Source organism: Sphingobacterium paramultivorum, assembly GCF_014109745.1.
Classification (GTDB): Bacteria; Bacteroidota; Bacteroidia; order Sphingobacteriales; family Sphingobacteriaceae; genus Sphingobacterium; species Sphingobacterium paramultivorum.
In genome coordinates this window covers 2,009,024-2,032,524 of the sequence record NZ_CP058555.1, presented here as the reverse complement: position 1 = coordinate 2,032,524, position 23,501 = coordinate 2,009,024, and the positions used below count along the sequence as shown (strand labels likewise).

At 39.3% G+C, this 23,501-nt stretch carries 23 protein-coding genes; 17 read left to right on the top strand and 6 right to left on the bottom strand.

The features are described from left to right. Positions 1-68: 68 nt before the first annotated feature. The gene (locus tag HS960_RS08905) at positions 69-1,022 is read right to left on the bottom strand and encodes a glycoside hydrolase family 43 protein (RefSeq protein WP_159726893.1); all 954 of its coding nucleotides are present in this window, start codon (positions 1,020-1,022) and stop codon (positions 69-71) included. 254 nt (positions 1,023-1,276) lie between these two features. Beyond that, the gene (locus HS960_RS08900) at positions 1,277-2,170 is read right to left on the bottom strand and encodes a DUF4377 domain-containing protein (RefSeq protein WP_182332188.1); all 894 of its coding nucleotides are present in this window, start codon (positions 2,168-2,170) and stop codon (positions 1,277-1,279) included. A gap of 39 nt (positions 2,171-2,209) precedes the next feature. On the opposite strand from HS960_RS08900, the gene HS960_RS08895 reads away from it, so the two are divergent. The 4 genes from HS960_RS08895 (at position 2,210) to HS960_RS08880 (ending at position 7,288) form a co-directional block, all read left to right on the top strand. After that, positions 2,210-3,091: a hypothetical protein gene (locus HS960_RS08895; RefSeq protein ID WP_182332187.1), complete on the top strand. Its 882-nt coding sequence runs from the start codon at positions 2,210-2,212 to the stop codon at positions 3,089-3,091. Positions 3,092-3,095: 4 nt separating this feature from the next. Continuing rightward, the gene (locus tag HS960_RS08890) at positions 3,096-4,022 is read left to right on the top strand and encodes an alpha/beta hydrolase (protein WP_317167977.1); all 927 of its coding nucleotides are present in this window, start codon (positions 3,096-3,098) and stop codon (positions 4,020-4,022) included. A gap of 137 nt (positions 4,023-4,159) precedes the next feature. Next, positions 4,160-6,484 (top strand): TonB-dependent receptor, encoded by a 2,325-nt coding sequence (locus HS960_RS08885; RefSeq protein ID WP_153845887.1) that lies wholly within the window; start codon positions 4,160-4,162, stop codon positions 6,482-6,484. Between the two features lie 6 nt (positions 6,485-6,490). After that, positions 6,491-7,288, top strand: coding sequence for a DUF4249 family protein (locus tag HS960_RS08880; RefSeq protein WP_153845888.1), 798 nt, complete (start codon positions 6,491-6,493; stop codon positions 7,286-7,288). Here the strand turns inward: HS960_RS08880 and HS960_RS08875 are convergent. Then, complete coding sequence (locus HS960_RS08875) at positions 7,285-7,836, bottom strand: polysaccharide deacetylase family protein (protein ID WP_394353585.1); 552 nt, start codon at positions 7,834-7,836, stop codon at positions 7,285-7,287. The genes HS960_RS08880 and HS960_RS08875 overlap by 4 nt on opposite strands. A 114-nt stretch (positions 7,837-7,950) precedes the next feature. Here HS960_RS08875 and HS960_RS08870 point away from each other — a divergent pair, with 114 nt between their 5' ends. The 5 genes from HS960_RS08870 to ispE all read left to right on the top strand — a co-directional run bounded on the left by HS960_RS08870 (position 7,951) and on the right by ispE (position 13,087). Further along, positions 7,951-9,330, top strand: coding sequence for a TolC family protein (locus HS960_RS08870; protein ID WP_182332185.1), 1,380 nt, complete (start codon positions 7,951-7,953; stop codon positions 9,328-9,330). A 22-nt stretch (positions 9,331-9,352) separates the two neighbouring features. Then, positions 9,353-10,657 carry an efflux RND transporter periplasmic adaptor subunit gene (locus HS960_RS08865; RefSeq protein WP_182332183.1) on the top strand — a complete coding sequence of 435 codons (1,305 nt, stop codon included), beginning with the start codon at positions 9,353-9,355 and terminating at the stop codon, positions 10,655-10,657. A gap of 107 nt (positions 10,658-10,764) precedes the next feature. Further along, a complete protein-coding gene (locus HS960_RS08860) occupies positions 10,765-11,727 on the top strand; it encodes a helix-hairpin-helix domain-containing protein (protein ID WP_159726881.1) in 963 nt (320 codons plus the stop codon). Further along, the gene (locus tag HS960_RS08855; RefSeq protein WP_046676245.1) at positions 11,714-12,241 is read left to right on the top strand and encodes an adenine phosphoribosyltransferase; all 528 of its coding nucleotides are present in this window, start codon (positions 11,714-11,716) and stop codon (positions 12,239-12,241) included. Before HS960_RS08860 ends, HS960_RS08855 begins: the two co-directional genes overlap by 14 nt. 30 nt (positions 12,242-12,271) lie before the next feature. Continuing rightward, a complete protein-coding gene (gene ispE / locus HS960_RS08850) occupies positions 12,272-13,087 on the top strand; it encodes a 4-(cytidine 5'-diphospho)-2-C-methyl-D-erythritol kinase (protein ID WP_182332181.1) in 816 nt (271 codons plus the stop codon). 77 nt (positions 13,088-13,164) lie between these two features. Here the strand turns inward: ispE and HS960_RS08845 are convergent, their stop codons facing one another. After that, positions 13,165-14,010, bottom strand: coding sequence for an ATP cone domain-containing protein (locus HS960_RS08845; protein ID WP_153845894.1), 846 nt, complete (start codon positions 14,008-14,010; stop codon positions 13,165-13,167). 135 nt (positions 14,011-14,145) lie between these two features. Here HS960_RS08845 and HS960_RS08840 point away from each other — a divergent pair, with 135 nt between their 5' ends. After that, a complete protein-coding gene (locus tag HS960_RS08840) occupies positions 14,146-14,442 on the top strand; it encodes a YgaP family membrane protein (RefSeq protein ID WP_046676248.1) in 297 nt (98 codons plus the stop codon). Between the two features lie 302 nt (positions 14,443-14,744). Here HS960_RS08840 and ychF read toward each other — a convergent pair whose 3' ends face one another. Continuing rightward, complete coding sequence (gene ychF, locus HS960_RS08835; protein WP_153845895.1) at positions 14,745-15,845, bottom strand: redox-regulated ATPase YchF; 1,101 nt, start codon at positions 15,843-15,845, stop codon at positions 14,745-14,747. Between the two features lie 68 nt (positions 15,846-15,913). On the opposite strand from ychF, the gene HS960_RS08830 reads away from it, so the two are divergent. The 7 genes from HS960_RS08830 (at position 15,914) to trxB (ending at position 22,863) form a co-directional block, all read left to right on the top strand. Next, positions 15,914-16,249 (top strand): Rieske (2Fe-2S) protein, encoded by a 336-nt coding sequence (locus HS960_RS08830; RefSeq protein WP_153845896.1) that lies wholly within the window; start codon positions 15,914-15,916, stop codon positions 16,247-16,249. Between the two features lie 88 nt (positions 16,250-16,337). Beyond that, positions 16,338-17,342: an NAD(P)H-dependent glycerol-3-phosphate dehydrogenase gene (locus HS960_RS08825; RefSeq protein ID WP_153845897.1), complete on the top strand. Its 1,005-nt coding sequence runs from the start codon at positions 16,338-16,340 to the stop codon at positions 17,340-17,342. Positions 17,343-17,361: 19 nt separating this feature from the next. Next, positions 17,362-18,258 carry an oxygen-dependent coproporphyrinogen oxidase gene (gene hemF / locus HS960_RS08820; protein WP_182332179.1) on the top strand — a complete coding sequence of 299 codons (897 nt, stop codon included), beginning with the start codon at positions 17,362-17,364 and terminating at the stop codon, positions 18,256-18,258. A gap of 20 nt (positions 18,259-18,278) precedes the next feature. Then, positions 18,279-19,538, top strand: a complete 1,260-nt coding sequence (locus HS960_RS08815; RefSeq protein ID WP_182332177.1) for a M16 family metallopeptidase — start codon at positions 18,279-18,281, stop codon at positions 19,536-19,538. Next, positions 19,528-20,850: a M16 family metallopeptidase gene (locus tag HS960_RS08810; protein ID WP_182332175.1), complete on the top strand. Its 1,323-nt coding sequence runs from the start codon at positions 19,528-19,530 to the stop codon at positions 20,848-20,850. The genes HS960_RS08815 and HS960_RS08810 overlap by 11 nt, the downstream gene beginning before the upstream one ends. 71 nt (positions 20,851-20,921) lie before the next feature. Further along, positions 20,922-21,878, top strand: a complete 957-nt coding sequence (locus tag HS960_RS08805; RefSeq protein WP_153845901.1) for a 3'-5' exonuclease — start codon at positions 20,922-20,924, stop codon at positions 21,876-21,878. 28 nt (positions 21,879-21,906) lie between these two features. Further along, a complete protein-coding gene (trxB, locus tag HS960_RS08800) occupies positions 21,907-22,863 on the top strand; it encodes a thioredoxin-disulfide reductase (protein ID WP_182332173.1) in 957 nt (318 codons plus the stop codon). Between the two features lie 43 nt (positions 22,864-22,906). Here trxB and rnhA read toward each other — a convergent pair whose 3' ends face one another. Then, positions 22,907-23,401, bottom strand: coding sequence for a ribonuclease HI (gene rnhA / locus HS960_RS08795; protein WP_153845903.1), 495 nt, complete (start codon positions 23,399-23,401; stop codon positions 22,907-22,909). Positions 23,402-23,501: the final 100 nt, after the last annotated feature.

The window sequence follows — 23,501 nt, the reverse complement described above, 5'->3', positions numbered from 1 at the left end:
TCATATAAAAAGAAGCCCAGTTCAATTGATCTGGGCTTTTTTGTTGTTTGCGAAAAGAAGTAATTCTGCTATTTTAATGGATATTTGACACCTGTAAAGGTCATCTTAACAGGTATGATATGTCCATTTTTGTCAAATTTCATTTCTTCGATACAGGTTACCCGCTCATTGGCTCCATCTTTGCCAAGCGGTCTACGGTGATAGACAATAAAATATTTGTCCTTGTTGGGGACTTTGATGACTGAATGATGCCCGGCGCCAACAGCGACTTCAGGATCTCGTTCCAATATTGTTCCGATGCGTTCAAAAGGGCCAAAGGGCGAGTCGGCGATGGCATAAGCGACTTTGTAGTCGGGGCCTGTCCAACCGCCTTCCGACCACATGAAATAATATTTTCCATCTTTTATAAACATAAATGGTCCTTCGACGTAATCCTTAGGGGTGATTTCCTTGTAAAAGGTACCGTCATCAAAAGGGAGCAAGCCTGTGAAATCTGGTTTGAGTTTGACCATATTGCAGTGCTTCCAACCGCCGTAATACATGTAGAAAGTGCCGTCTTTATCTTTGAAAACAAACTGATCTATCGGCTGAGCACCATTGATAATATCGTTAATTAAGGGTTTGCCCAATAGGTCGGTATAAGGACCTTCTGGCTTGTCGGCTACAGCAACCCCAATGCCTCCGATCTCTCCTTGATGCACATCATTGGCTCCGAAAAACAGATAATATTTCCCCTTGTTTTCCAACACCGCAGGTGCCCACATGGCTTTTTTCGCCCATTTAACGTTGCTGTTCTCCAAGATACGGCTATGTTTTGTCCAGGTGGCCAAATCGGAAGATGAAAACGCGTCAAAGAATATCTGCTCTTCATAAGGCGCTGAATAGGTTGGGAATATCCAGTATTTATTTCCATAGATAATACCTTCAGGATCAGCGTAGTTTCCCGTGATAACAGGATTCTTCTGGGCAAAAAGTGTCGCGGTTAAAAGTAAGGTTGTTGATGTTAAAAATGTTTTAATCATTATGTCGGTTTAAACTTGTAAGGTACGGGATAGATTTGATTGGGATATGTCTAAATGGATCATTTATATGCCCATTTGTCTCATTGTTTTTTGAAATGTTAAAATTTTGTTAAAATGATATTATGCTTTCGATTGTTTCCGATTTATTTCACACATTTGTTTATGTCATTTCCAAATGGCATAAATACTTTTCATAAAATAGGTTAATAATATGGCTAAGATACCCAAAGTCTCCCAGACTTTGGGTGTTTTTTTTATTCTCGCTCCAACCCAAAAATCATCACTAGTTTTCTGTCGTTATATAAATTTAAGGTTTGTTCGGCTATGTCAAATTGAATTTGTTTTTGTTCAAAAATTTGAAAAAAGTCATTTTCGATATTTATGCCATTGCAGGCGCGCATGGTGCTTGACAAGTGCAGAAAGCTGATTTTGTCGTCTTTAACGGCGAAATTTCCCCAAAAATTGTTGCATCCCGTTGTGCCGGTAATCGTGCCATTTCTGGCATCGAACCCGATACTTGCTTTGCTGGAGCTGACATCCTTTCCATTTAACTGAAGCAGCTTCCATTTAAAACGAGCAAGAAATGCGGCCACACTGGGCAGTTCGTTTGCACGTTCTTTTGATAGGACTTCAATTAAACTATAACTGACGGAGTCTGTATCTTTTTGTTTCGTTTGTTTTACACGAATGCGGTAACGGTAACCCTCCTGGTAATCGAAACCTTGAATTGTTGAAGTGAGGTATTCCCATTTATTCCTTTTATCAGATTTTACCTGCAGACATTTCAGTTTGCCAAGGCTCTGGGCATTCACGTAGTTTTCTCCAACTTCCCATGTGGCCACTGCTGTATTTTCCGATAGTGATTTTGTAATCGTTTTGGCTAAGTTGTATGTCGAACGTGAACCGTTTTGACGTTTGAGAATCTTGATGTCGTATTCAAATTTGGGGTCATAATCAAATTGCAAGATTTCAGCATAGAATTTCTCCCAATCTTTGCTGTTGTAGTACTTGACAAGATAGGGTGGTGTTTGCCGAAGACCTGATTTTACTTTTACGCGAAATGAAGAGCTCTGGGCAAGCAAGCTGTGACAGGGGAATAAAAGTGTTAAAAAAAGGAGTAATGAACTGTATGTGGAAGGCTTCTTCATAATTAGAATGTAAATATCAATAAAAACGTATCTTTAAACATGAATATTGCACGAGTGAACCTGTGCCTGCTGCTTGTATTTTCTCTGTTAAGTCTGCAGGTTTACGGCCAAAATAGGAAGGATTATTTTAAAACGCAAATTGCCCTCGGGGAATTGACGGATCCACAACTGAAAGAGGTGTCTGGCATTACACCGGCTTATCTGGAGGGCAATTTTTGGGTGCATAATGATAGTGGTGATGGTGTAACGATTTATTTAATCGATCATCAGGCCAAACTACTGAAAAAATTTTCACTTGAGGGTGTATCGGTCGTCGACTGTGAGGATATCGATCGAGTGAAAATTGGGAACACTTATTTTCTCGTCCTTGCGGACATCGGAAACAACACCGGGAAAAGAACCTGGACATGCCTGTATGTATTTCCTGAGCCTCAGGCCGATGATCCTGGGCTTATTCCGAAGAAGTCAATTCGGGCTATCTTTCTTAAATTTCCGGGCCAGCAACGTTTAGATGCCGAATCGATTATGATTGATCCAATAGACAAAATGTTGTATGTAATATCTAAACGTGAATTTCGATCGACTGTTTATTCCGCAGCGGTATTTACAAATTCTAAACAGCAGTATTTTACCTTAAATAGCGTAGCGGAGCTGCCATTTACTTTTGCTACTGCTGCCGCTATAGATCCGACCGGTACACAGTTGCTTGTAAAGAATATTACCCATATTTTCTATTGGCAGAGAAACCGAAGTGAATCCTGGAAACAGGTATTCCAACAAAAGCCAGCTATTCTGCCTTATCAGGTGGAGCCGCAGGGGGAAGCGATAGCTTTCGATAGCAAGGGAAATGGATTTTATACAATTAGCGAGCGTCCATTTGGTTTAAAATCCTATCTTTATTTTTTTGAAAGAAATCAATAAATTTATGATAAACACTAGACCTATTTTCAGTTATTCGGTGCATAATTTTCATCAAACCGAGCCTATCAAAAACTGCCTATTTTGTTCAAGAGGTATTAGGCTTATGTTAATTGCCTTCGTTTTATTTTTATGTACTTTCACGAACGCCTTTGCTGCCAAAGTGGATACCCTGTCCATTCAGAGCCCATCCATGGGTAAAGCAATTAAAACTGTCGTAATTCTTCCTCAAAATTACTCGAACAAAATCAGTTATCCGGTCCTTTACCTGTTGCATGGTTATTCTGGTAATTATAGCAATTGGGTTAAAAATTCAAGTGTGAGCGCATTGGCGGATCAGTACGGTTATATGGTCGTTTGCCCCGATGGTGGTTTTGGAAGCTGGTACTGGGATGTCGCGAATGATAAAAACTACCAATATGAAACTTTTGTGTCCAAAGAGCTGATTGATTATATAGATCAGCATTATTCGACGATCAAAGATCGGAGCGGAAGGGCAATTACGGGATTAAGTATGGGTGGGCATGGTGCGCTGTCGCTGGCCATAAAACATCAGGATAGCTATGGCGCTGCAGGAAGTACAGCTGGTGGGGTAGATTTTAGACCTTTTCCCTTAAACTGGGAAATTAAAGATCGCATTGGGAATTATGCTGATGTACCGCAAGAATGGGATAATCGTGTTGTTATTAATATGGTTCCCAAATTAGTCAATAATAAACTTCGCCTAATCATCGATTGCGGTAAGGAAGATTTTTTCTACACCGTGAATGTTGCACTGCACGATAAACTAATGTACCATAATATAAATCATACCTTTGTTACAAGTGAAGGTGGGCACAATTGGGAATACTGGTCTCGGTCAATTGTTTATCAAATGGTTTTTTTTAAAGGATATTTTGATCAAGCGAAGAAAAGTGAAAAGAAAAATGGATAAATATTTGGCATAAATGAATAAAATGCTATTTTTGTTAAACAGAGACCTTAACTAACAAATTATAAACTTATTATTAAGCCTTACAAATTGTAAGGCTTTTTTATTATTTTCAGCAAAATTTTTGACTTCACTTGATTATGTTTAAACCTATAAAGGTTGTATTTTGTTTTTCTTCCATTTTGTTCTGCGCGCAGCAAGCGCATAGTCAACAGTCTAAATCTATTTCTGGGTTTGTTAGGGACAGTATCAGCGGTGAGAATATCATTGGCGCCGTCATACGAAACGATACAGAGAAAAAATCTACTGCTTCAAATAAATATGGTTTTTTTAGTTTGTCTGTCCGTGATGCCGGCAAAGGGATGGAAGTATCATCTGTAGGCTATCGAACGAAAGCATTCTCTGTCCACCTTGACAAGGACTCCACTTATATTATTCAGTTGGTACCTGAGGAAAATCAGCTCGCTGAGGTTACCGTAACCGGAAATAGGCGCAAATCAATAAAGGATCTAACCCCTGGGTTGACACAATTTAGCCCTAAGGAAATCGAAAAAGTCCCCGTACTATTTGGAGAAAAGGATATTCTCAAGACCATTCAGCTATTTCCGGGAGTAACCAGCGGGGGGGAAGGAAGCAGCAATTTTTATGTGCGTGGCGGCGGTGGCGACCAAAATCTGATTTTGCTGGATGAGGCTCCTGTCTATAACAGTTCCCATTTGTTCGGTTTTTTCTCGACCTTTAATTCCGATGCGATCAAAGACGTGAATTTCTACAAAGGAGGTGTTCCAGCCCAATATGGTGGCAAAATATCATCGGTGATGGAAATTACCACCTTGGACGGAAACAACCAGCATTTCAATGTAGAAGGCGGCTTAGGGCTTATTGCTTCGCGTCTTAAATTGGAAGGGCCGATTCAAAAAGGCAAGAGCTCATTTATGATCTCCGGTAGACGTACCTATGCCGATCTTTTCTTAAAGCTTTCAAGTGATGAGAATATTAAGAAGAGCGCGCTCTTTTTTTATGACCTCAATGCAAAATTAAATTATCGTATCAATGATAAGAATACACTTTACTTGTCTGGATATTTCGGCAAGGATGCGATGGCTTATCATGATTTGTTTGATTTCAATTGGGGAAATGCGACTGGAACGATGCGCTGGAACCATGTGTGGAGCAATAGGTTGTTTAGCAATACTACGCTTATTTTTAGCAAATTCAATTATCAGGTTAAGATTGAGGATGATAACAACTTTAAAATCCGTTCAGACATCTTTAATTATAATTTTAAACAAGATTTTCAATACAATCTTTCGGACCGTCACAATCTAAAATTTGGATTGCAGGCAGCCTTGCAGGAAATCCGACCGGCAAGTATCGAAGCGGGGGAAGATTCGAAGGTGAATTCATTGCAAATCCAACATCGCAAGGGTGCTGATGTTGCTGCTTATCTGACCGATGACTGGTCTATTAATGATCGTTTAAAATTAAACTATGGATTGAGGGCATCTGCTTACGCAACATTAGGGCCAGGGACATTTTATACTTTCGATCCTGCAGGTGAGGCCATAGATTCTACCTATGTGGGAAATGGCAAGTTGGGTAAAAAGTACTTCTATCTGGAACCTCGCGTTTCCTTAAACTACGCTATCAATGATTTAACGACGATAAAGGCCTCTTTTAATACCAATGTTCAGTACCTGCATCAATTGAGCAATACAACCAGTAGTCTTCCTACAGATCAATATGTGCTGAGCAATAATACGATTAAGCCCCAGCTATCCAATCAGTATTCGCTGGGTTACTTTCGAAATTTTGCATCCAACAGATATGAATTTTCCGTCGAAGGTTATTATCGAGATTTAAAGAACCAGATTGACTATAGGAATGGCGCCGATCTACAGGCCAATGAATTGCTGGAAGGAGAATTGCTGTTTGGAAAAGGTAGAGCGTACGGCATTGAATGGTTTCTGAAAAAGAGACTGGGACGATTTAGCGGCTGGCTGAGTTATACCTTATCCAAAAGTGAGCGCCAATTTGAACAAATCAATGATGGCGCATGGTTTAGTGCACGGCAGGATAAAACGCATAATATAGCCATCGTGGCGCAGTATCAATTAAATCCGAAGTGGAATTTAAGTGCCAATTTCGTTTACTATACAGGAGACGCTGTAACGATGCCTGCGGGGAAATATTTTGTTGACGATCGTACGATCTTCTATTACGATAAAAGAAATGGGCAGCGGATGCCTGCTTATCACCGCCTGGATTTGGCAGCAACTTATGATATTAAACGGACAAAGAATAGCTACTCGAGCTTGTCGTTTGGTCTCTATAATGCCTATAATCGAAAAAATGCTTATTTGATCGACTTTAGAGAAAAAGAAGGACAATCCAACGTCACCGAGATTTATCGGATAGCATTATTTGGGACGATACCATCGATTACTTGGAATTTTAAATTTTAGCAAAGAATGAAGAAGATATTAGGAGTTATAGCTGTTGCATTATTTACTTTAGGGGGCTGCGAGGACAAAATAGATTTGGAACTGCCCGAAAATACAGGTCAATTGGTTATTACCGCAGATTTGATGGTTTCGGATCAACAACATGAGATTAGTATACAGAAGGTTGTGAGCATTAAAGACTCTCTATTTTCTCCGATAACAGATGCGGAGGTGAGCGTTAAGAATATGCAAAATAATCGCACTTATACGTTTCAAGCAGGGGCTGATGGGGTGTATACCAATAAGACATTACGGTTACAGGAGAAGGTCACTTACCAGTTACAGGTAAAGACCGCTGATGGAAGGGAGATCCAAGGAGTATCAACGGTTCCCAGCTATGTGGATGTGGATTCTATAGGGCTTTCAGAGCGAATTATTTTTACTGACACGATTTACTACCCGACTCTCGTATTTATCGATCCACCGGAAAAAGGCAACTATTATAAGTATAAAATGTCAGTCAATGGGGGTAAACTACGTTTTATTGATGTCTTTAACGATAAGTATAACAATGGCTTAGAGGTGCAGCATGATATTGTCGACCGCGATAGAGATTTGAAAGTAGGTGATCGCGTGCGTATCCTACGTCAATGTATCGATGTAGGGGCGTACAATTACTGGAATAGTTTTCAAATGATTAATCCCGGTTCGGCTTCACCATCTAATCCGATTTCAAATTTAAGCAACAATGCACTGGGGTATTTCAGTGCTAGTGTAGGCAAATATTACGAATCTGAGGTAACGTTTGCTAGAAGTAAACCTTAATCTATTCTCGAAAGCTGATAGTGATTTTTTAATAAAAACTCTATTGTTTTAGGTAGAACATATTCGACACGAGGAATGGCTTTGATATTATCATGAAAAATAATAACAGAGCCATTTTTAATGTTGGGCAGAACGTTTTCCAGGCATTTCTCGGGACTTAAATTCGGATCAAAATCACCCGACATAATATCCCACATGATCACTCGGTATTTTTTATAAATTTGACGGAGTTGGGATTTTGTTGCTCGGGCATAAGGCGGACGAAAAAGATCGGTTTGGGTCAGTTCCTGGCATTTCGCAACATTTGCCAAATACTGCTCATCATGTGTTTCCCAGCCTTTGAGGTGGTTGTAAGTATGGTTGCCTACCTGATGCCCTTCATCTAAAATTCGTTGAAACAAATGTGGATTTTTTTTAATATTTTCACCAACACAAAAAAATGTTGCCTTTGCCTGATATTTTTTTAGGATATCGAGTATAAAAGGTGTAATTTCAGGAATTGGACCATCGTCAAAAGTAAGATAGACTTTTTTTTCATGACGTGGCATATTCCATATTGATTTGGGATATAGCCATCTAAGGAAAAATGGAGATTTGACAAAATACATAACCGATAAATGAAGTTCAAATCTAAAAAAAAATGTATGGTTCTACATATGGACATGAAAAGATTTTATTATTCTGCAGTAGTATTTACTGGGTTATTTCTAGGAACTAATGATTTGGTTCAAGCCCAACAGGTTGTGGGGGTGGCAGAAGCCATTCGTATAACATTGGAACGGAACGTACAAATAAAGCAAGCTGCATTGAACAAAGATCTTGCCGAGCAGGACTTGTTTCAGGCAAAAAGTAATTTATTGCCAAACCTGAGTGCTAGCGTGGATCAAAGTTTTCGTTATGGCTTTGGCTTCGATTTAACTTCCGGACGAATCGTCAATAACACCTGGACAAAAGGAACCAGTGGCTCGGTGGGATCGAGTGTCAATTTATTTCAGGGCTTTCAACAGATCAATCAGATCAAAGCGAATAAATTGCAACTGGAGTCTACGGCGACTCAGGTGGATAAGATCAAGAATGACCTTGTGCTCAATGTGTTGGTTAATTATTTGGAAGCTATTACCAATCATGAGATGATGGTTGCGAGTGAAGACCAGATCGCTTTGTCGAAACAGCAATTTTCATTGGACTCTATTCAGTTTGCGGTTGGTAATAAAACGATTGCCGATCTTGCCAAATCAAAAAATCAGGTTGCTACAAATGAATTGAACAAAGTTAATTTGAAAAATTCATACGAAATGTCTTTGTTGACCTTGAAGCAGTTGATGGAAATGCCTCCTGAAACGCCTATTTCCTTGGAGCGCCCAAGCTTGGAATCTATATTGGTTCATGCAGTGGATAAAAATGCGGTGGATGTTTACCAGAAAGCGCTCACATTGCAGCCTGATATTCACAAATCTGCATTGGATAAAGAGGTCGCATTGAAACAAATCGATATTGCAAAGGGGGGCTATTATCCCACACTCAATTTGAATGTGAATTATGGAACGAATTACTCGTCTGCAACAACAAGGCAAACAGATCCATTGGATCCTGCGACCCTTTTTAGAGTGCCTTTTGGCCAGCAGATATCGGATAATAAGTCTTTTTTTACCGGTTTATCTCTTGCTATTCCAATTTTTTCAAGAAATCAGAATAAAGTAAATGTAGCAAAGGCAAAGATCGGTTTGAAACAGGCTGAAGCCTCCGAGCAATTGGCAAAAAATAACTTAAACAAGGCCGTTAATCAGGCTGTATTGGACGTGAATGCGGCCAAACAACGCTATAGCTCGGCTACCGTAGCATTTGAAAGTGCTGAAACAGCATTTAAGGCGACAAAAGAGCGTTACGATATTGGTATGGCGAATTCATTGGAGCTGTTTACTGCTCAAACGGAACGAAATAAGGCCGAATTTGACCTTATTCAAGCAAAATATAATGTAATATTCAGATCAAAGATCATCGATTATTACCTCGGAAATCCAATTCAATTCGATAACAATTAACCTATTTGATTTAACAAAAGAAATGGCAAAGAAAAAACGTAGCATTGGAAAAATTATATTAATAATAGTTGTGCTCTTGGTAGTCCTTGGTTTTATAGGTTTTAAAGCAGGCTGGTTTGGCAAAGGAGAGATTACCAAAGTCGCGGTGGATGTAGTAAAAGAGACTGATGTTGATGAATTAGTTTCTGCAAGTGGGAAGATTCAGCCTGAGGTGGAGGTCAAACTGAGTTCGGAGGTATCTGGAGAGGTTGTTGAGCTTAACATTAAAGAAGGTGATTTTGTTAAAAAAGGACAAGTACTCTGTCGGATCAAACCCGATATCTTGCAGTCTGGTTATGATCGCTCTGTTGCAGCAATGAATTCACAGCGGGCCAATTTAGCCGCTGCACAACAGCAATTAAAACAACAGGAAGAAAACTTCAAAAATGTGGCTGCTACCTATAAACGGAATCAGGAACTTTTTGAAAAACGTGTTATTTCTGCCTCAGAAATGGATAAAAGTTCGGCAGAATATCATGCAGCACAGGCTTCTATCCAAGCACAAAGAGAGACTGTACGTTCTACAAAATATGGTATTGACCAATCACAAGCCTCAGTAAAAGAAGCACAGGACAATTTAAATCGGACGACAATTTATGCGCCATCAGATGGCATCATTTCTCTCTTGTCTATTGAAAAGGGTGAGCGTGTGGTTGGAACAGCGCAGATGGCGGGTACAGAAATTATGCGTATCGCCAATATGAGTTCGATGGAGGTTAATGTCGATGTAAATGAAAATGATATTAACAATGTAAGAGTAGGGAATCAAGCTGAGATTGAAGTCGATGCTTTTAAGGACAGAAAGTTTAAAGGTGTTGTGACCGAAATCGCTAGCTCGTCTAAAAACATCGCAACGACAACTACGGCGACATCATCGACAGATCAGGTGACAAATTTTAATGTAAAAGTTCGCATCAGCGCGGAATCGTATCAAGACTTGATGAAAGAGAATGTGGCATCGCCATTTAAACCGGGACTTTCAGCAACAGTTCAGATATTTACAAAACACGATAAAGGACTGGTTGTACCGATTCAATCGGTAACCGTGCGCTCTGATGATAAAGACTCTACAAATACAAATAAAAAAGTTGATGAATATGTATTTGTCCTAAAAGATAAAATAGTTAAGCAGGTTTTGGTGAAGACAGGCATTCAGGATGATAAAAATATCATTGTTACCTCAGGACTGAAAAAAGGGGACGAGGTCGTTTCTAGACCATTTGATGCGATTTCCAAAACCTTAAAAGACGGTAGTCAAGTTGAAAAAGTTGATAAGTCAAAGTTATAAATCTCTTTGTAGATAATAATTAATAAAAAGGGAATTGTTTTTTAATAATTCCCTTTTTATTTTCCTTATAATTTATTAAATTTAAACAACCCAATTGTTAGCGGCTTATGAAAAGGCTATTGGCTTATTTTAAATTTAGTAAAACAGAACAAAATGGATTTTTCATTATTTTGGTGATTATCGTTTTGTTTGCGACGATTTATACGCTGATTAAACGTAATACGAGAGATCCTATTCCAAATCAGGCCAAACTTTTTGAACAGTCCTTTCACGATTCTATAGAGATTTCCAGTACACCCAACAAACAGGAGTTTAATAGCCCCTATGTGAATAAAAACGAAAGTGTTGTGTCCATCTCGCCGACTACAGATTTAGATGATGAAAAGCTATTTTATTTTGATCCAAATAATTTACCTCACGCTGATTGGCATAAGTTGGGACTTTCTGATAAACAGATTGCAGTACTGAAAAATTATGAAAAAAAAGGGGGGCGATTTAAGGTAAAAACCGATCTGAAGAAAATTTACTCTATTAATGAGCGACTTTACAAGAGATTAGAACCTTACATCCAAATAAAAACAATTCCCGATTCGGAACGAACAAAACAACAAGACAGAGCGCCTTTGCTTTATGATAAATTTGAAAGAAATAAAGCTGAACTTATCGATATTAATACCTGTGATACCACGGCACTAATCAGTCTTAAAGGGATAGGTTCGATTCTATCCAAACGCATTTTGAAATATAAAGATGTTCTTGGTGGTTTCTATCGTATAGAACAGTTAAAGGAGGTTTATGGAGTTACCGCTGAAACGTATGATCTGATTAAAGACTATATTGTTGTGGCTAATTTAGATGGAATCAAAAAAATCAATATTAATAAAGTTGATGCAAATTCATTGGCTAAACATCCGTATCTTAGCCCTAAAGATGCGAAACTAATCGTCAATTATCGGGATCAACATGGAAGTTATGTCAATATAGAAGATTTGACAAAAATAGGAACACTTTCAGATCTTGCGATTGCGAAGATTGCGCCTTATTTAATATTTGAGAATGATTCAAGATAAATTGAAACTGGAAATCCGGGATATTGTGGATTTTCCTAAACCTGGTATTGTCTTTAAAGATATTACCCCTTTGTTGAAAGATGCGGCATTGTGTAGCGAAATGGTTGATGCGATTATTGATCAATTGCAAGGAATAGAGATAGATGCTATTGCTGGAATTGAGAGCCGGGGTTTTCTATTTGGATTTTTACTTGCCAATAGGCTGGGCTTGCCTTTTATTCCAATTCGAAAACAAGGTAAATTACCTTTTAAGACCGTGTCTGAATCTTATGCACTGGAATACGGCCAAGCAACGATTGAAATCCATGAAGATGCTTTTGAAAAAGGAAGCCGCATATTGGTACACGACGACCTTTTAGCAACAGGGGGTACCGTCGTTGCTGCCAGTAAACTTATTGAAAGACTTGGTGGCGAGATCGTCGCTTATAGTTTTATCATCTCTTTAGACTTCCTAAAGGCGAAAGGAAGATTATCCAGGTTCAGTGATAATATCTTTTCATTGGTAAGTTATTAATTTAAAAATATACGATTTAGAGCATTTCACATGATACTTTTTGCAAACGCTAAACTAAACATTGGACTGCAAGTAATTGCCAAGCGTACGGATGGTTATCATGAGCTGAACAGTGTTTTTTATCCACTTCCAATTTACGATATTATCGAATTATTGGATACGACTGCTGCAGAGACAACACTAAATATTCAGGGAGAACATATCCCAGGAAATCTCCGTGATAACCTTTGTATAAGAGCTTTTGAATTGTTGGAAAAAGATTATGGCATTCCGCCCGTTTCAATTGATTTGATCAAACAAATTCCGATCGGAGCAGGCTTAGGGGGCGGTTCTGCCGACGCGTCTTTTGTTTTGAAAGGGCTCAATACGCTCTTTCAATTGAATCTTACAGAAGAGCAACTAGCGGGGTATGCTGCAAAGCTAGGAGCCGATTGTCCTTTTTTTATCGCAAATAATCCTGTTTTTGCAACCGGCATTGGGACTGATTTTAAAAACTTAACTCTAAATTTGGATGGCTACCATATTGCAGTCATTATGCCCAATATTCATATTTCTACGGCTGAAGCTTATGCTGGTGTACAACCTAAGGTACCCGAAGTTAATTTGGAAGAAGCGATTCGTTTGCCCATCCAAGAATGGAAGTTTCATATTCGAAATGATTTTGAGGATGGTATTTTCGAGAATTACCCATTGTTGAAAGAAATCAAAGAAACTTTATATCAAAAAGGAGCGATATATGCTTCGATGTCAGGTTCCGGAGCGGCTATTTATGGCATATTTTGGGAAAAAATAGATTTAAGCGCGCTTGCAAAATATGGCAAGATCTATCATCCAACCAAGCTGTAAGAGTACTATCGGTTACTAAAAAAGCATTATGTATACCTGTTTGGACAGATATACATAATGCTTTTTTTAGTATGTTATTAATACTCTTCTTCCACTTGATAGTTTATGAGTTCGCGAGCCTCATTTAAAACCTTTTCTTTCCGTTCTTTTGTTAAGTTTAGAAGATCCAATTTTTCGGGATTACTGACGATATCTTTCACTAAAATAAGCTGATTTTTGAGCAGTTGTTGTTCCTCAAGGTCTGAAAGAGTTGTTAGACAAGTGACTGGATAGAAAACTGCTTTATCTACTCTTTTTTTAATGCTATTTTCTTTAGGGTAATCCCAAGAGAGCAGGTTGATATTATAATATTTGGCAAAATCAATCGAGTCGGAAGTGAAGTAAGCATTGGTAATCAGCCAGCCTTCTTGAAACTGCAGCTGCTTCCCAAAAAACTGATAATTGATATTGCTGATATCTTTGAATCTTGAAAGATAATACATCGGCGTAGTTACGGATATTTTAGCGTCGATATCGTTTCGAAATTTGCACTCCGCGGTAATCAGTTTGCCGTCCTTATAGGCTACAACGTCCAATTCATGCGAAACAGCATGCCCCTGTACGGTCTGTCCCGTGGTGCTTTCATAACCGATGGATCGCAATAGGTGAGCAATGTATTTTTCGAAGTAGAAGCCTTCAGGGCCGAGTTCACGCAGGGCTTTCTTAAGGCTATAGCGTGCGGCGAAGGAATTTCGTACTGTTTTTAAAGTATCAAAGGCCAGCTGATAGAGCTCTCTTGTTGAAATGCCATCATATATTTCGTTGAGTACCTTATCGTAGACCTGATTAACCTGGTCGGCATTGGCACCGGAACGAGAAAGCGAATGGCGTAGCGATTCACCATTAAAGGGTACTAATTCACCAGAATATTTTTTGATTTGCATGTATTTCTAATTTGTTAAATACGAATATAAGAGATGTCGTCGGAGAAACAACATAAAAAACTATTATTCTATTCCTAAACTTTTTTAGGGCACCATTTGTTTATAACATGTACGATAAATAAAATAAAGATAATTATGAGTAACCTACTAAACTTTGCATTTGATAAGATAAAAACAAAGATCGAAGACGATTGTATCGAAGAAAATATTGGCACCTCTGAGCGTGTTCTGTCGGTGATTGCCGGCGGATTCATATTGGGCTTGGGTGTTAAAAAACTGTTTAAATCCCCACTTACTGGATTGTCTGGACTAACCCTTGGTGGAGCTTTGATCTATCGTGGCGTAACCGGCCATTGTGATGTTAAGAAAGTATTAGAAGATAAGGATATCAAAAAAGTAGAGGTGATTGAGCATCGCTATTTTGTTAAATAGTAAGCGTTGTATCCCTAGCTTAATGTAAAAGTGTTTTTAGTGGAGGCTTCTAGGGGTCTACTTGACAACAATGCGGTACTTACTTCGCCCTGTGAGCGGGGTTCGACTAAGGTGAGAGCACAGTGACTGTACAATAAAAAGGTGTACTCACTGTGCTTACAAGGCGAATTTGATAATAGCTCGTCCGCTAGGTGGGGCATAGTTTTGACAATAGAAAGGGAGATGATTAAAACATAAAAATGGCGAACACTTTTGAAGTGTTCGCCTCTTTTTATGTTCACCTGTTTGGCTAGCTGTGATGCCTATACGTTAAAACGGAAGTGCATGATATCGCCATCTTGGACAATATATGTTTTTCCTTCCACTGATAATTTTCCAGCTTCTTTTACTGCATTTTCAGAGCCAAGCGTGACGAAATCGTCATACTTGATTACTTCAGCGCGGATAAATCCTTTTTCGAAATCTGTGTGGATGACACCTGCAGCCTGAGGGGCTGTAAATCCATTCTCAATCGTCCAGGCACGAACTTCCTGTACGCCAGCGGTAAAGTAAGTCGCCAGATTTAAAAGCGAATACGCAGCGCGGATCAGCTTGTGAACGCCAGATTCCGCTAAGCCAAGGTCATCTAAAAACATTTTACGTTCTTCGTAGCTTTCCAGTTGTGCAATTTCGGACTCGATCTGTGCAGAAATAATCAATACTTCGGCTTTTTCGTCCTTTACAGCTTCCTTAACACGTTCGACATAAGCGTTTCCGGTGTTGACAGAGCCCTCATCTACATTACATACATAAAGTACAGGTTTGGCGGTCAATAATGCTAAATCCTGAATAAACTCAAAATCTTCGGCATCAATTGCTGCAGTCCGTGCAGATTTGCCAGCCTCAAGATGGTCTTTAACGATCGATAGGATGTCAAATGTTCTTTTTGCCTCTTTGTCACCGCCTGTTTTAGCCATTTTTTCAACCTTTTGGATACGTTTTACAACAGTGTCCAAATCCTTAAGCTGTAATTCGGTGTCAATGATTTCTTTATCTCTGATCGGATCTACCGAACCATCAACGTGGATAACGTTTCCGTCGTCAAAACATCTTAAAACGTGAATAATAGCATTGGTTGTACGAATATTTCCTAAGAATTGGTTGCCTAAGCCTTCACCTTTCGAAGCTCCTTTTACAAGACCTGCGATGTCGACGATCTCGATTGTATTTGGAACAACGCGTTGCGGGTTGACTAATTCAGCTAATTTATTGAGACGGGCATCCGGTACGGTAATTACCCCAACATTTGGTTCAATTGTACAAAATGGAAAGTTAGCCGCTTGCGCTTTCGCGTTCGACAAACAGTTAAATAATGTTGATTTACCAACGTTTGGTAAACCTACGATACCGCATTGTAAAGCCATATATAGTGCAAATTTTTGAAATTGCACAAAGATAGAAAATTCACTGTAATTTTTAGCTATCTTGTCGAATGGTTCATTGGTACAAAATTGAACATGCCGATTTTCTGAAAAATCAGGGCATCAGCGAACATAAATTCGGTGGGAAAATTATTTGTATAACGTGGTTTGAAGACAAACTCTATGCTTTCTCCCGAAAATGCCCACATGCTGGAGCACCACTGAAAAATGGCTGGTGTGAACGTGGAAAAGTAATCTGTCCTTTTCATCGCCATGAATTTGATCTAATTTCAGGAAGAGGCAATCCAGAACAGCATGATTTTATTGCTATTTACCCCGTAAAATTCGAAGATAAAGACTATTATGTTGGTCTGGAAATAGGGTTTTGGCAACGTTTATTTGCTTAGAAAGTAACGAAAGTATCATATCTCACCGCGTGAATCGTATATCTAATGAGTAAATAAGTATATTTGCTATCGAAAACAAATTAAAGACATGCAGGGGAAAAAGATTGGTATAATTGGTAGCGGAAGTTGGGCTACCGCTATGATCAAGATGCTATGTGAAAATGACCAAGACAAGCATATTTTTTGGTGGGTAAGAAAGGAAGAAGATGCAGAATATATTCAAAAATTCAAACACAACCCGACTTACCTGAGTAGTGTTTCGGTTGATCTTAGTATTACGACGATTGATACCGATGCAAAAAATATAATTACTAATTCGGACATTGTCATTTTAAATACGCCTGCGGCTTATTTGAAGGATGCACTGGCGAATGTTACGAAGGAAGATTTTAGAAATAAAATTGTTGTTTCGGCCATTAAGGGGATTATTCCCAAAGATAATTTGATCATCGGTGAGTTTTTGGAGCAACGATATGAGGTAGATATTGAACAGATCTGTGTGGTTGGTGGCCCATGTCATGCGGAGGAAGTTGCCTTAGGCAAATTGTCTTATTTAACTTTCGGCTGTAAAAACCTGGATAGTGCAGCATTGGTCGCTTCATTTCTATCGTCAAGGGTCATTAAGACGATTCTGTCGGAAGATGTCCTAGGGATAGAATTTGGTGCAGTATTGAAAAATATATATGCGTTAGCTGGTGGTATTTGCCATGGCTTAGGTTACGGTGATAATTTTCAAGCAGTGTTGGTATCCAATGCAATTCGCGAAATGCGTCGTTTTGTAGGTAAAGTGGACGGTGATACTTCCAGGGATGTGAATACTTCGGCTTACTTAGGGGATCTTTTGGTAACAGCCTATTCCCAATTCAGCCGAAATAGAACCTTTGGAAATATGATTGGAAAGGGGTACAGCGTACAATCTGCCCAATTGGAAATGAATATGGTGGCAGAAGGGTATTACGCTTCGGCATGTATTCAGGAATATGCAAAGAAATATGCCGTGGAATTACCTATATGCGATGCCGTGCACCAAATTTTGTATGAACACCTTCCTGCATCTAAAATTATTCAAGCATTGAGCGAAAAATTAACATAATAAAGTAGCAATAGAGTAGATGATAACAAAAGAAGCGATTGCTTTAGCTTATAAAGAAATTCAGGACGAAATATGTCAGGCGTTGGAGAAATTAGATGGATCGGCGCGCTTTGAAGAAGAATTGTGGGAACGTGAAGGTGGCGGCGGAGGTCGTACCAGGATCATTCAGAATGGTCAAATTTTGGAAAAAGGAGGTGTTAACTTTTCGTCTGTCTATGGCAAATTACCCGAAGCGATTAAAAAATCATTTGCTGTAGAAGAAGATGATTTTTTTGCGACAGGAGTATCCATCGTCATTCATCCAAATAATCCCTTAGTCCCTATTATACACATGAATATCCGCTATTTTGAGCTAAACGATCAGATTCGTTGGTTTGGTGGTGGAATCGATTTAACACCCCATTATGTCGATGAAGAAGATGCCAGCTATTTTCATCAGCAGCTGAAAGATGTATGTGATCGACATGATGCTACATTCTATGAAAAATTTAAAAATTGGGCGGATGATTATTTTTATATCAGACACCGCCAGGAAACACGGGGAATAGGAGGTGTATTTTACGATAAGTTGAATACGGAAAAAACAGGGATGAGTATGGAAGATATTTTTGCTTTTTCTTGTGATCTTGGCCGTACGTTTGCACCAACCTACACCGCTTTGGTCGAGAAAAATCGACATAAAGACTTTACTGATCAACAAAAAAATTGGCAATTAATCCGCCGCGGACGCTACGTCGAATTTAACTTGGTATGGGACTCGGGGACTAAATTTGGACTTGAAACGAATGGTCGAATTGAGTCGATACTGATGAGTCTACCTGCCCAGGCCAATTGGGTGTACGATTATCGTCCTGAAGAAGGCTCAGAAGAAGCCAAAACCTTAGCTTTACTACGAAAAGGTATAAACTGGATTTAAAAACATCGAAGAAAAATCAGATGGTTTCTTATCAAAAATTTACGTTAGAAAACGGCCTGCGTGTATTGGTACACGAGGATCATAATACGGCCATGGCTTGTGTCAATATCTTGTATGATGTGGGCGCAAGGGATGAGTCTCCGGAACAGACCGGATTTGCACACTTATTTGAACACCTGATGTTTGGTGGAAGTATCAATATTCCGAACTTCGATACCGAATTGCAAAAAGTAGGTGGTGAAAATAATGCATTCACAAGCAACGACATCACAAATTACTACATTACCTTGCCTTCCTCAAATCTCGAAACAGCATTGTGGCTTGAGTCGGATCGGATGTTAAGTCTGGCTTTTTCAGCACAGAGCCTTGAGGTGCAACGAAATGTCGTGAGCGAAGAGTTTAAACAGCGTTATTTGAATCAACCTTATGGCGATGCATGGCTAAAATTGCGGCCATTAGCTTATCAGGTGCACCCTTATCGCTGGGCGACTATCGGAAAAGAGTTAAGCCATATTGAGGAGGCTACCATGGAAGATGTAAAAGCTTTCTTCAAATTACATTATAATCCACAGAGTGCAATTATGGTTGTTTCGGGAGATGTACATTTTGAAGAAGTAAAGGCTTTGACCCAAAAGTGGTTTGGCGATATTGAAGCTGGCGAAAAATACAATCGTCAATTGCCTAAAGAGCCGGCGCAAGAGGAGATAAGGCGTGAGACTACTTGGGCAGAAGTGCCTCTAGATGCACTTTACATGGCATTTCATGGCCCCGCAAGATTGGAAGAAGGGTATTTCGCAATGGACCTTTTGTCGGATATTTTATCAAGAGGATCTTCCTCACGTTTGTATCGTCGATTGGTAAAAGAGGGGCAGTTATTTAGTGAAATAAACGCCTATGTCATGGGAAGTATTGACAATAACCTCTTTGTCATTGAAGGAAAACCATCGGAAGGCATCTCGCTAGAAGAAGCTGAACGTGCAGTCTGGGCCGAATTGGAGGTTATAAAATCCGAGTTAGTACCAGTAGCCGAATTAGATAAGGTAAAGAATAAGATCGAATCGACAAATGTTTTTGCGGAACTATCTATTTTGGATAAAGCCATGAACTTGGCTTTCCATGAGTTGCTGGGTGATGCAGATGGCATTAACACGGAGGTCTCAAAATATTTGTCGGTGAGTGCGGAGGAAGTTCAACAGCAAGCTCAGGCTATTTTTAGACCGGAGAATGCTTCTATATTAATGTATAAATCAAAAGAAGAGGAGGCGGTACATGTTGGATAGAACAAAAGCACCTGAGTTCCGTGAAATTGGAAATATAAGTTTGAAAGAGCCAATCAAGAAGCAGTTTGCAAACGGATTGCCTGTCTATGTTTTCCAGTCGCCCGAGCAAGAGCTGGTGCGGATAGAATGGATCTTTGAGAATACCTATCTTGATGGACAGGTTGAAAACCCGTTGTTAAATAGTGCCTTAAGCGCCTTATTTAAAGAGGGGACAAATACCATGTCCAGTGCAGAGATCGCAGATAAAGTAGATTTCTATGGTGCATTTCTTGTTCCTGAATACTCTTTTGACGTAACTTCTTTGTCGCTTTATACATTGAACAGGCACAGTCAGGTCCTCTTGCCGCTTGTAAAAGATATTCTGACAGAGGCATCTATTCCGCAACAGGAGTTAGATACCTATTTGCGTAATAACAAGCAAAAGTTTCAAGTTTCTATTCAGAAAAATGATTATCTGGCGCGACGTAAATTCTATAACTTGATCTTTGGTAAGAATAATCGTTACGGGCGTACTCCAAAACTGGAAGATTATGATGCGATTACACGTGCGCAGTTGATCGAATTGTACCAACAGGAAATTGTTCCTAGTAACTGTACCTTAATTGTTTCAGGTAATGTTTCGGATGAGCTATTGCAAGAGCTGGAACAAATTTTTGGCGTAGATTGGAAGGGAGCAGCTATTCACTCTTCTTTGGATGGGCCTGTTTTGGCTCAGGGATCTAATGATCTGGTTTACGAAGAAAAAGAAAATGCATTGCAGTCAGCCATTCGTTTAGGTTGCCAGACAATTGGAAGGACACATCCTGATTATCCTGCACTACAGTTTGTCAATACTTTATTAGGTGGTTTTTTTGGTTCCCGTCTGATGCGGAATATCCGTGAAGAAAAAGGGTATACCTATAGTATTGGTTCGGCTGTCGCAACCTTGAAGCATACTGGTTTTATGACCATTGTAACCGAAGTCGGGGTAGATGTAACGCATGCAACCTTGACAGAAATAGAAAAGGAGATCAATTTGTTGAAAACAACATTGGCCTCCGAGGAAGAGGTGAATCTCGTTAAAACCTATATGGAAGGTTCTATGTTGGGTTCATTGGAAAGTATCTTTTCGCATGCAGACAAGTTTAAAAGTGTTTTGTTAAATGGGATGACATTAACGTATTATTCCTATTATATGGAACAGATCCGAAACATGTCGCCAGAGAAGGTGCGGGACCTTGCCAATAAATACCTGGACTTTGATGCAATGGTGAAAGTTGTTGTTGGGAAAATCAGTCAAGCAGAATCAGTTCATCAGGCGGTTGTAAATTAAATTTCTTAGACTACAAAAATCGAATACTACTTTGTATTTTTGGTTTTTGATAAAAAAGTGTATTATCCAGCATGGAATTAAAATTAAAAAGACCATTGGTATTTTTCGATTTGGAAACTACAGGTGTTAATGTGGCGACCGATCGTATTGTCGAAGTATCATTTTTGAAAGTGATGCCCAATGGTGAAGAAACAGTCTATACAAAGAAGATCAATCCAGAAGTGCCTATTCCCGCGGAATCCTCTTTTTTTCATGGTATTTATGATGAAGATGTGAAGGATGCTCCTAATTTTAAAGCAATTGCAGTGGAGCTTGCGGCTTTTATTGAGAATGGAGATCTGGCGGGATATAATTCCAATAAATTCGATGTCCCTATGCTTATGGAAGAGTTTTTGCGGGCGGGCGTTGATTTTTCATTGGAAGGAAGGGCATTTGTAGATGTTCAAAACATTTTCCATCAAATGGAACAACGAACGTTGAAAGCGGCATACAAGTTTTACTGCAATGAAAATCTTGAAAATGCACATACGGCTGAAGCTGATGTTCGCGCAACATATGAAGTATTGAAAGCACAGTTGACGAAATATGAAGGGGCAGCATTTGAAGATAAACATGGTGTCGTATCTTATCCAGTAGTGAACGACGTCGAGGCACTTCATGCGTTTACCAACCTAAGCAAACCGGTAGATTTTGCCGGGCGTCTCGTATATAATGCGGAAGGATTGGAAACGATCAATTTTGGTAAACATAAAGGAAAACCTATTATCGAAGTATTTGAGCAGGAGCCTAGTTACTACGCTTGGATGCAGAATGGTGATTTTCCATTGTATACCAAGAAGGTCTTAGAGAATATCTGGAATCGGTATAAAAAGGAAAAGAGTGAGCAAAAAGCAAAAGCAGCAGCAGCCACCCATTCTGTAGAAGATAAAAAACTTGCGAAAAAGGAATTCAATCAGCAAAAAGAAGAAGCGCCACAGAACATTTCTTTAGATATGTTGAAAGGATTGCAAGATAAATTTAAAAAATAACTTTAATTAATAGCTTAGAAAAAGGATTATGGAATTCAAACAAGAAGTGGAGCATGTACAGTGTTTGATTATTGGTTCGGGGCCAGCAGGTTATACTGCAGCAATTTATGCTGCACGTGCGGATATGAAACCGGTCGTTTATACCGGTATTGTACCAGGAGGACAGTTGACTCAAACAACTGAAGTGGACAATTTCCCTGGTTATCCAAAAGGTATTACCGGACCGGTGATGATGGAAGATTTGCGTGAGCAAGCTGAACGCTTCGGAACTTCAGTGCGTTTTGGATATGTGACTAAAGTAGATTTTACTGGTGAGGTACACCGTGTTGAGATCGACGGAACGGTACAAGTTACCGCAGATACTGTCATTATTGCAACAGGAGCTACAGCAAAATGGTTAGGCTTAGAATCTGAACAAAAATACAATGGTTTTGGCGTTTCAGCATGTGCTGTATGTGATGGGTTCTTCTTTAAAAACCAGGAGGTTGCTATTGTAGGTGCTGGGGATACAGCTGCAGAAGAAGCGACATACCTTGCAAAACTATGCTCAAAAGTACATATGTTGGTTCGTCGTGACGAGTTTCGTGCTTCTAAAGCAATGGTACATCGTGTCATGAATACGCCAAATATTGAAGTTCACTACAATTCTGAGGCAAAAGAGGTTTTAGGAGATGGTCAAGTGGTGACCGGAATACGTGTTATTAACAATAAAGACCAGTCTGAAAAAGATCTAGAAGTAACAGGTTTCTTCGTTGCTATTGGGCATAAGCCTAATACCGAGCTTTTCACAGGTGTACTGGATATGGATGAAACAGGTTATTTAATCACAAAACCAGATAGTACTGCTACAAATATATCGGGTGTTTTTGCTTGTGGTGATGTTCAGGATAATATTTTCCGTCAAGCAATCACTGCTGCAGGTACAGGTTGTATGGCAGCCTTGGAAGCTGAAAGATACTTGGCAGCTAAAGAAAGCGGCGAATAATCGTATTGGCATAAAAAACGGGGCATTGTACAATGCCCCGTTTTTATTTCCCTTCTTCAATCTCAAAAACACTATCGATTTTCCAATTTGCCTTATCTTTGGAGGCCGCTACAGCTAAGCGATCACAACGCTCGTTTAACGGATGCCCAGCGTGACCTTTTACCCACACAAGGCGTACGGTATGAAGCTTATAGGCGCTCATTAAACGCAACCAAAGATCTTTATTCTTCTTTCCCGCAAAACCTTTTTGTATCCAACCATATACCCATTTCTTATCAATGGCATCAATGACATATTTGGAGTCAGAATATACGGTAACTTGTTGCTGTAGATTTTTCAGTGCCTCAAGGCCAACGATCACAGCCATCAATTCCATCCTGTTGTTCGTTGTTTTGCGGTAACCGCCCGAAAACTCTTTTTCGATAAGTTTACCTTTAAAGGCTTCATTATCGCCTGTATAAATAGTTCTTAAGATGGTTCCGTAACCTCCAGGGCCCGGATTTCCACTTGAAGCCCCATCTGTATATAATTCGATCATACCCTCCAAACTTAGATAAATTTGCGTTTATATCCAATACTAATAGACATCAATTAAATAAGGAATAAGCCAAAACCTTGATTATCCTCGTATTTATTAT

What these genes read in the sequence shown, in the direction of transcription:
- HS960_RS08905 (WP_159726893.1), bottom strand. Translation starts at nt 1,022, where the DNA reads ATGATTAAAACATTTTTAACATCAACAACCTTACTTTTAACCGCGACA.
- HS960_RS08900 (WP_182332188.1), bottom strand. Translation starts at nt 2,170, where the DNA reads ATGAAGAAGCCTTCCACATACAGTTCATTACTCCTTTTTTTAACACTT.
- HS960_RS08895 (WP_182332187.1), top strand. Translation starts at nt 2,210, where the DNA reads ATGAATATTGCACGAGTGAACCTGTGCCTGCTGCTTGTATTTTCTCTG.
- HS960_RS08890 (WP_317167977.1), top strand. Translation starts at nt 3,096, where the DNA reads ATGATAAACACTAGACCTATTTTCAGTTATTCGGTGCATAATTTTCAT.
- HS960_RS08885 (WP_153845887.1), top strand. Translation starts at nt 4,160, where the DNA reads ATGTTTAAACCTATAAAGGTTGTATTTTGTTTTTCTTCCATTTTGTTC.
- HS960_RS08880 (WP_153845888.1), top strand. Translation starts at nt 6,491, where the DNA reads ATGAAGAAGATATTAGGAGTTATAGCTGTTGCATTATTTACTTTAGGG.
- HS960_RS08875 (WP_394353585.1), bottom strand. Translation starts at nt 7,836, where the DNA reads ATGCCACGTCATGAAAAAAAAGTCTATCTTACTTTTGACGATGGTCCA.
- HS960_RS08870 (WP_182332185.1), top strand. Translation starts at nt 7,951, where the DNA reads ATGAAAAGATTTTATTATTCTGCAGTAGTATTTACTGGGTTATTTCTA.
- HS960_RS08865 (WP_182332183.1), top strand. Translation starts at nt 9,353, where the DNA reads ATGGCAAAGAAAAAACGTAGCATTGGAAAAATTATATTAATAATAGTT.
- HS960_RS08860 (WP_159726881.1), top strand. Translation starts at nt 10,765, where the DNA reads ATGAAAAGGCTATTGGCTTATTTTAAATTTAGTAAAACAGAACAAAAT.
- HS960_RS08855 (WP_046676245.1), top strand. Translation starts at nt 11,714, where the DNA reads ATGATTCAAGATAAATTGAAACTGGAAATCCGGGATATTGTGGATTTT.
- ispE (WP_182332181.1), top strand. Translation starts at nt 12,272, where the DNA reads ATGATACTTTTTGCAAACGCTAAACTAAACATTGGACTGCAAGTAATT.
- HS960_RS08845 (WP_153845894.1), bottom strand. Translation starts at nt 14,010, where the DNA reads ATGCAAATCAAAAAATATTCTGGTGAATTAGTACCCTTTAATGGTGAA.
- HS960_RS08840 (WP_046676248.1), top strand. Translation starts at nt 14,146, where the DNA reads ATGAGTAACCTACTAAACTTTGCATTTGATAAGATAAAAACAAAGATC.
- ychF (WP_153845895.1), bottom strand. Translation starts at nt 15,845, where the DNA reads ATGGCTTTACAATGCGGTATCGTAGGTTTACCAAACGTTGGTAAATCA.
- HS960_RS08830 (WP_153845896.1), top strand. Translation starts at nt 15,914, where the DNA reads ATGGTTCATTGGTACAAAATTGAACATGCCGATTTTCTGAAAAATCAG.
- HS960_RS08825 (WP_153845897.1), top strand. Translation starts at nt 16,338, where the DNA reads ATGCAGGGGAAAAAGATTGGTATAATTGGTAGCGGAAGTTGGGCTACC.
- hemF (WP_182332179.1), top strand. Translation starts at nt 17,362, where the DNA reads ATGATAACAAAAGAAGCGATTGCTTTAGCTTATAAAGAAATTCAGGAC.
- HS960_RS08815 (WP_182332177.1), top strand. Translation starts at nt 18,279, where the DNA reads ATGGTTTCTTATCAAAAATTTACGTTAGAAAACGGCCTGCGTGTATTG.
- HS960_RS08810 (WP_182332175.1), top strand. Translation starts at nt 19,528, where the DNA reads ATGTTGGATAGAACAAAAGCACCTGAGTTCCGTGAAATTGGAAATATA.
- HS960_RS08805 (WP_153845901.1), top strand. Translation starts at nt 20,922, where the DNA reads ATGGAATTAAAATTAAAAAGACCATTGGTATTTTTCGATTTGGAAACT.
- trxB (WP_182332173.1), top strand. Translation starts at nt 21,907, where the DNA reads ATGGAATTCAAACAAGAAGTGGAGCATGTACAGTGTTTGATTATTGGT.
- rnhA (WP_153845903.1), bottom strand. Translation starts at nt 23,401, where the DNA reads ATGATCGAATTATATACAGATGGGGCTTCAAGTGGAAATCCGGGCCCT.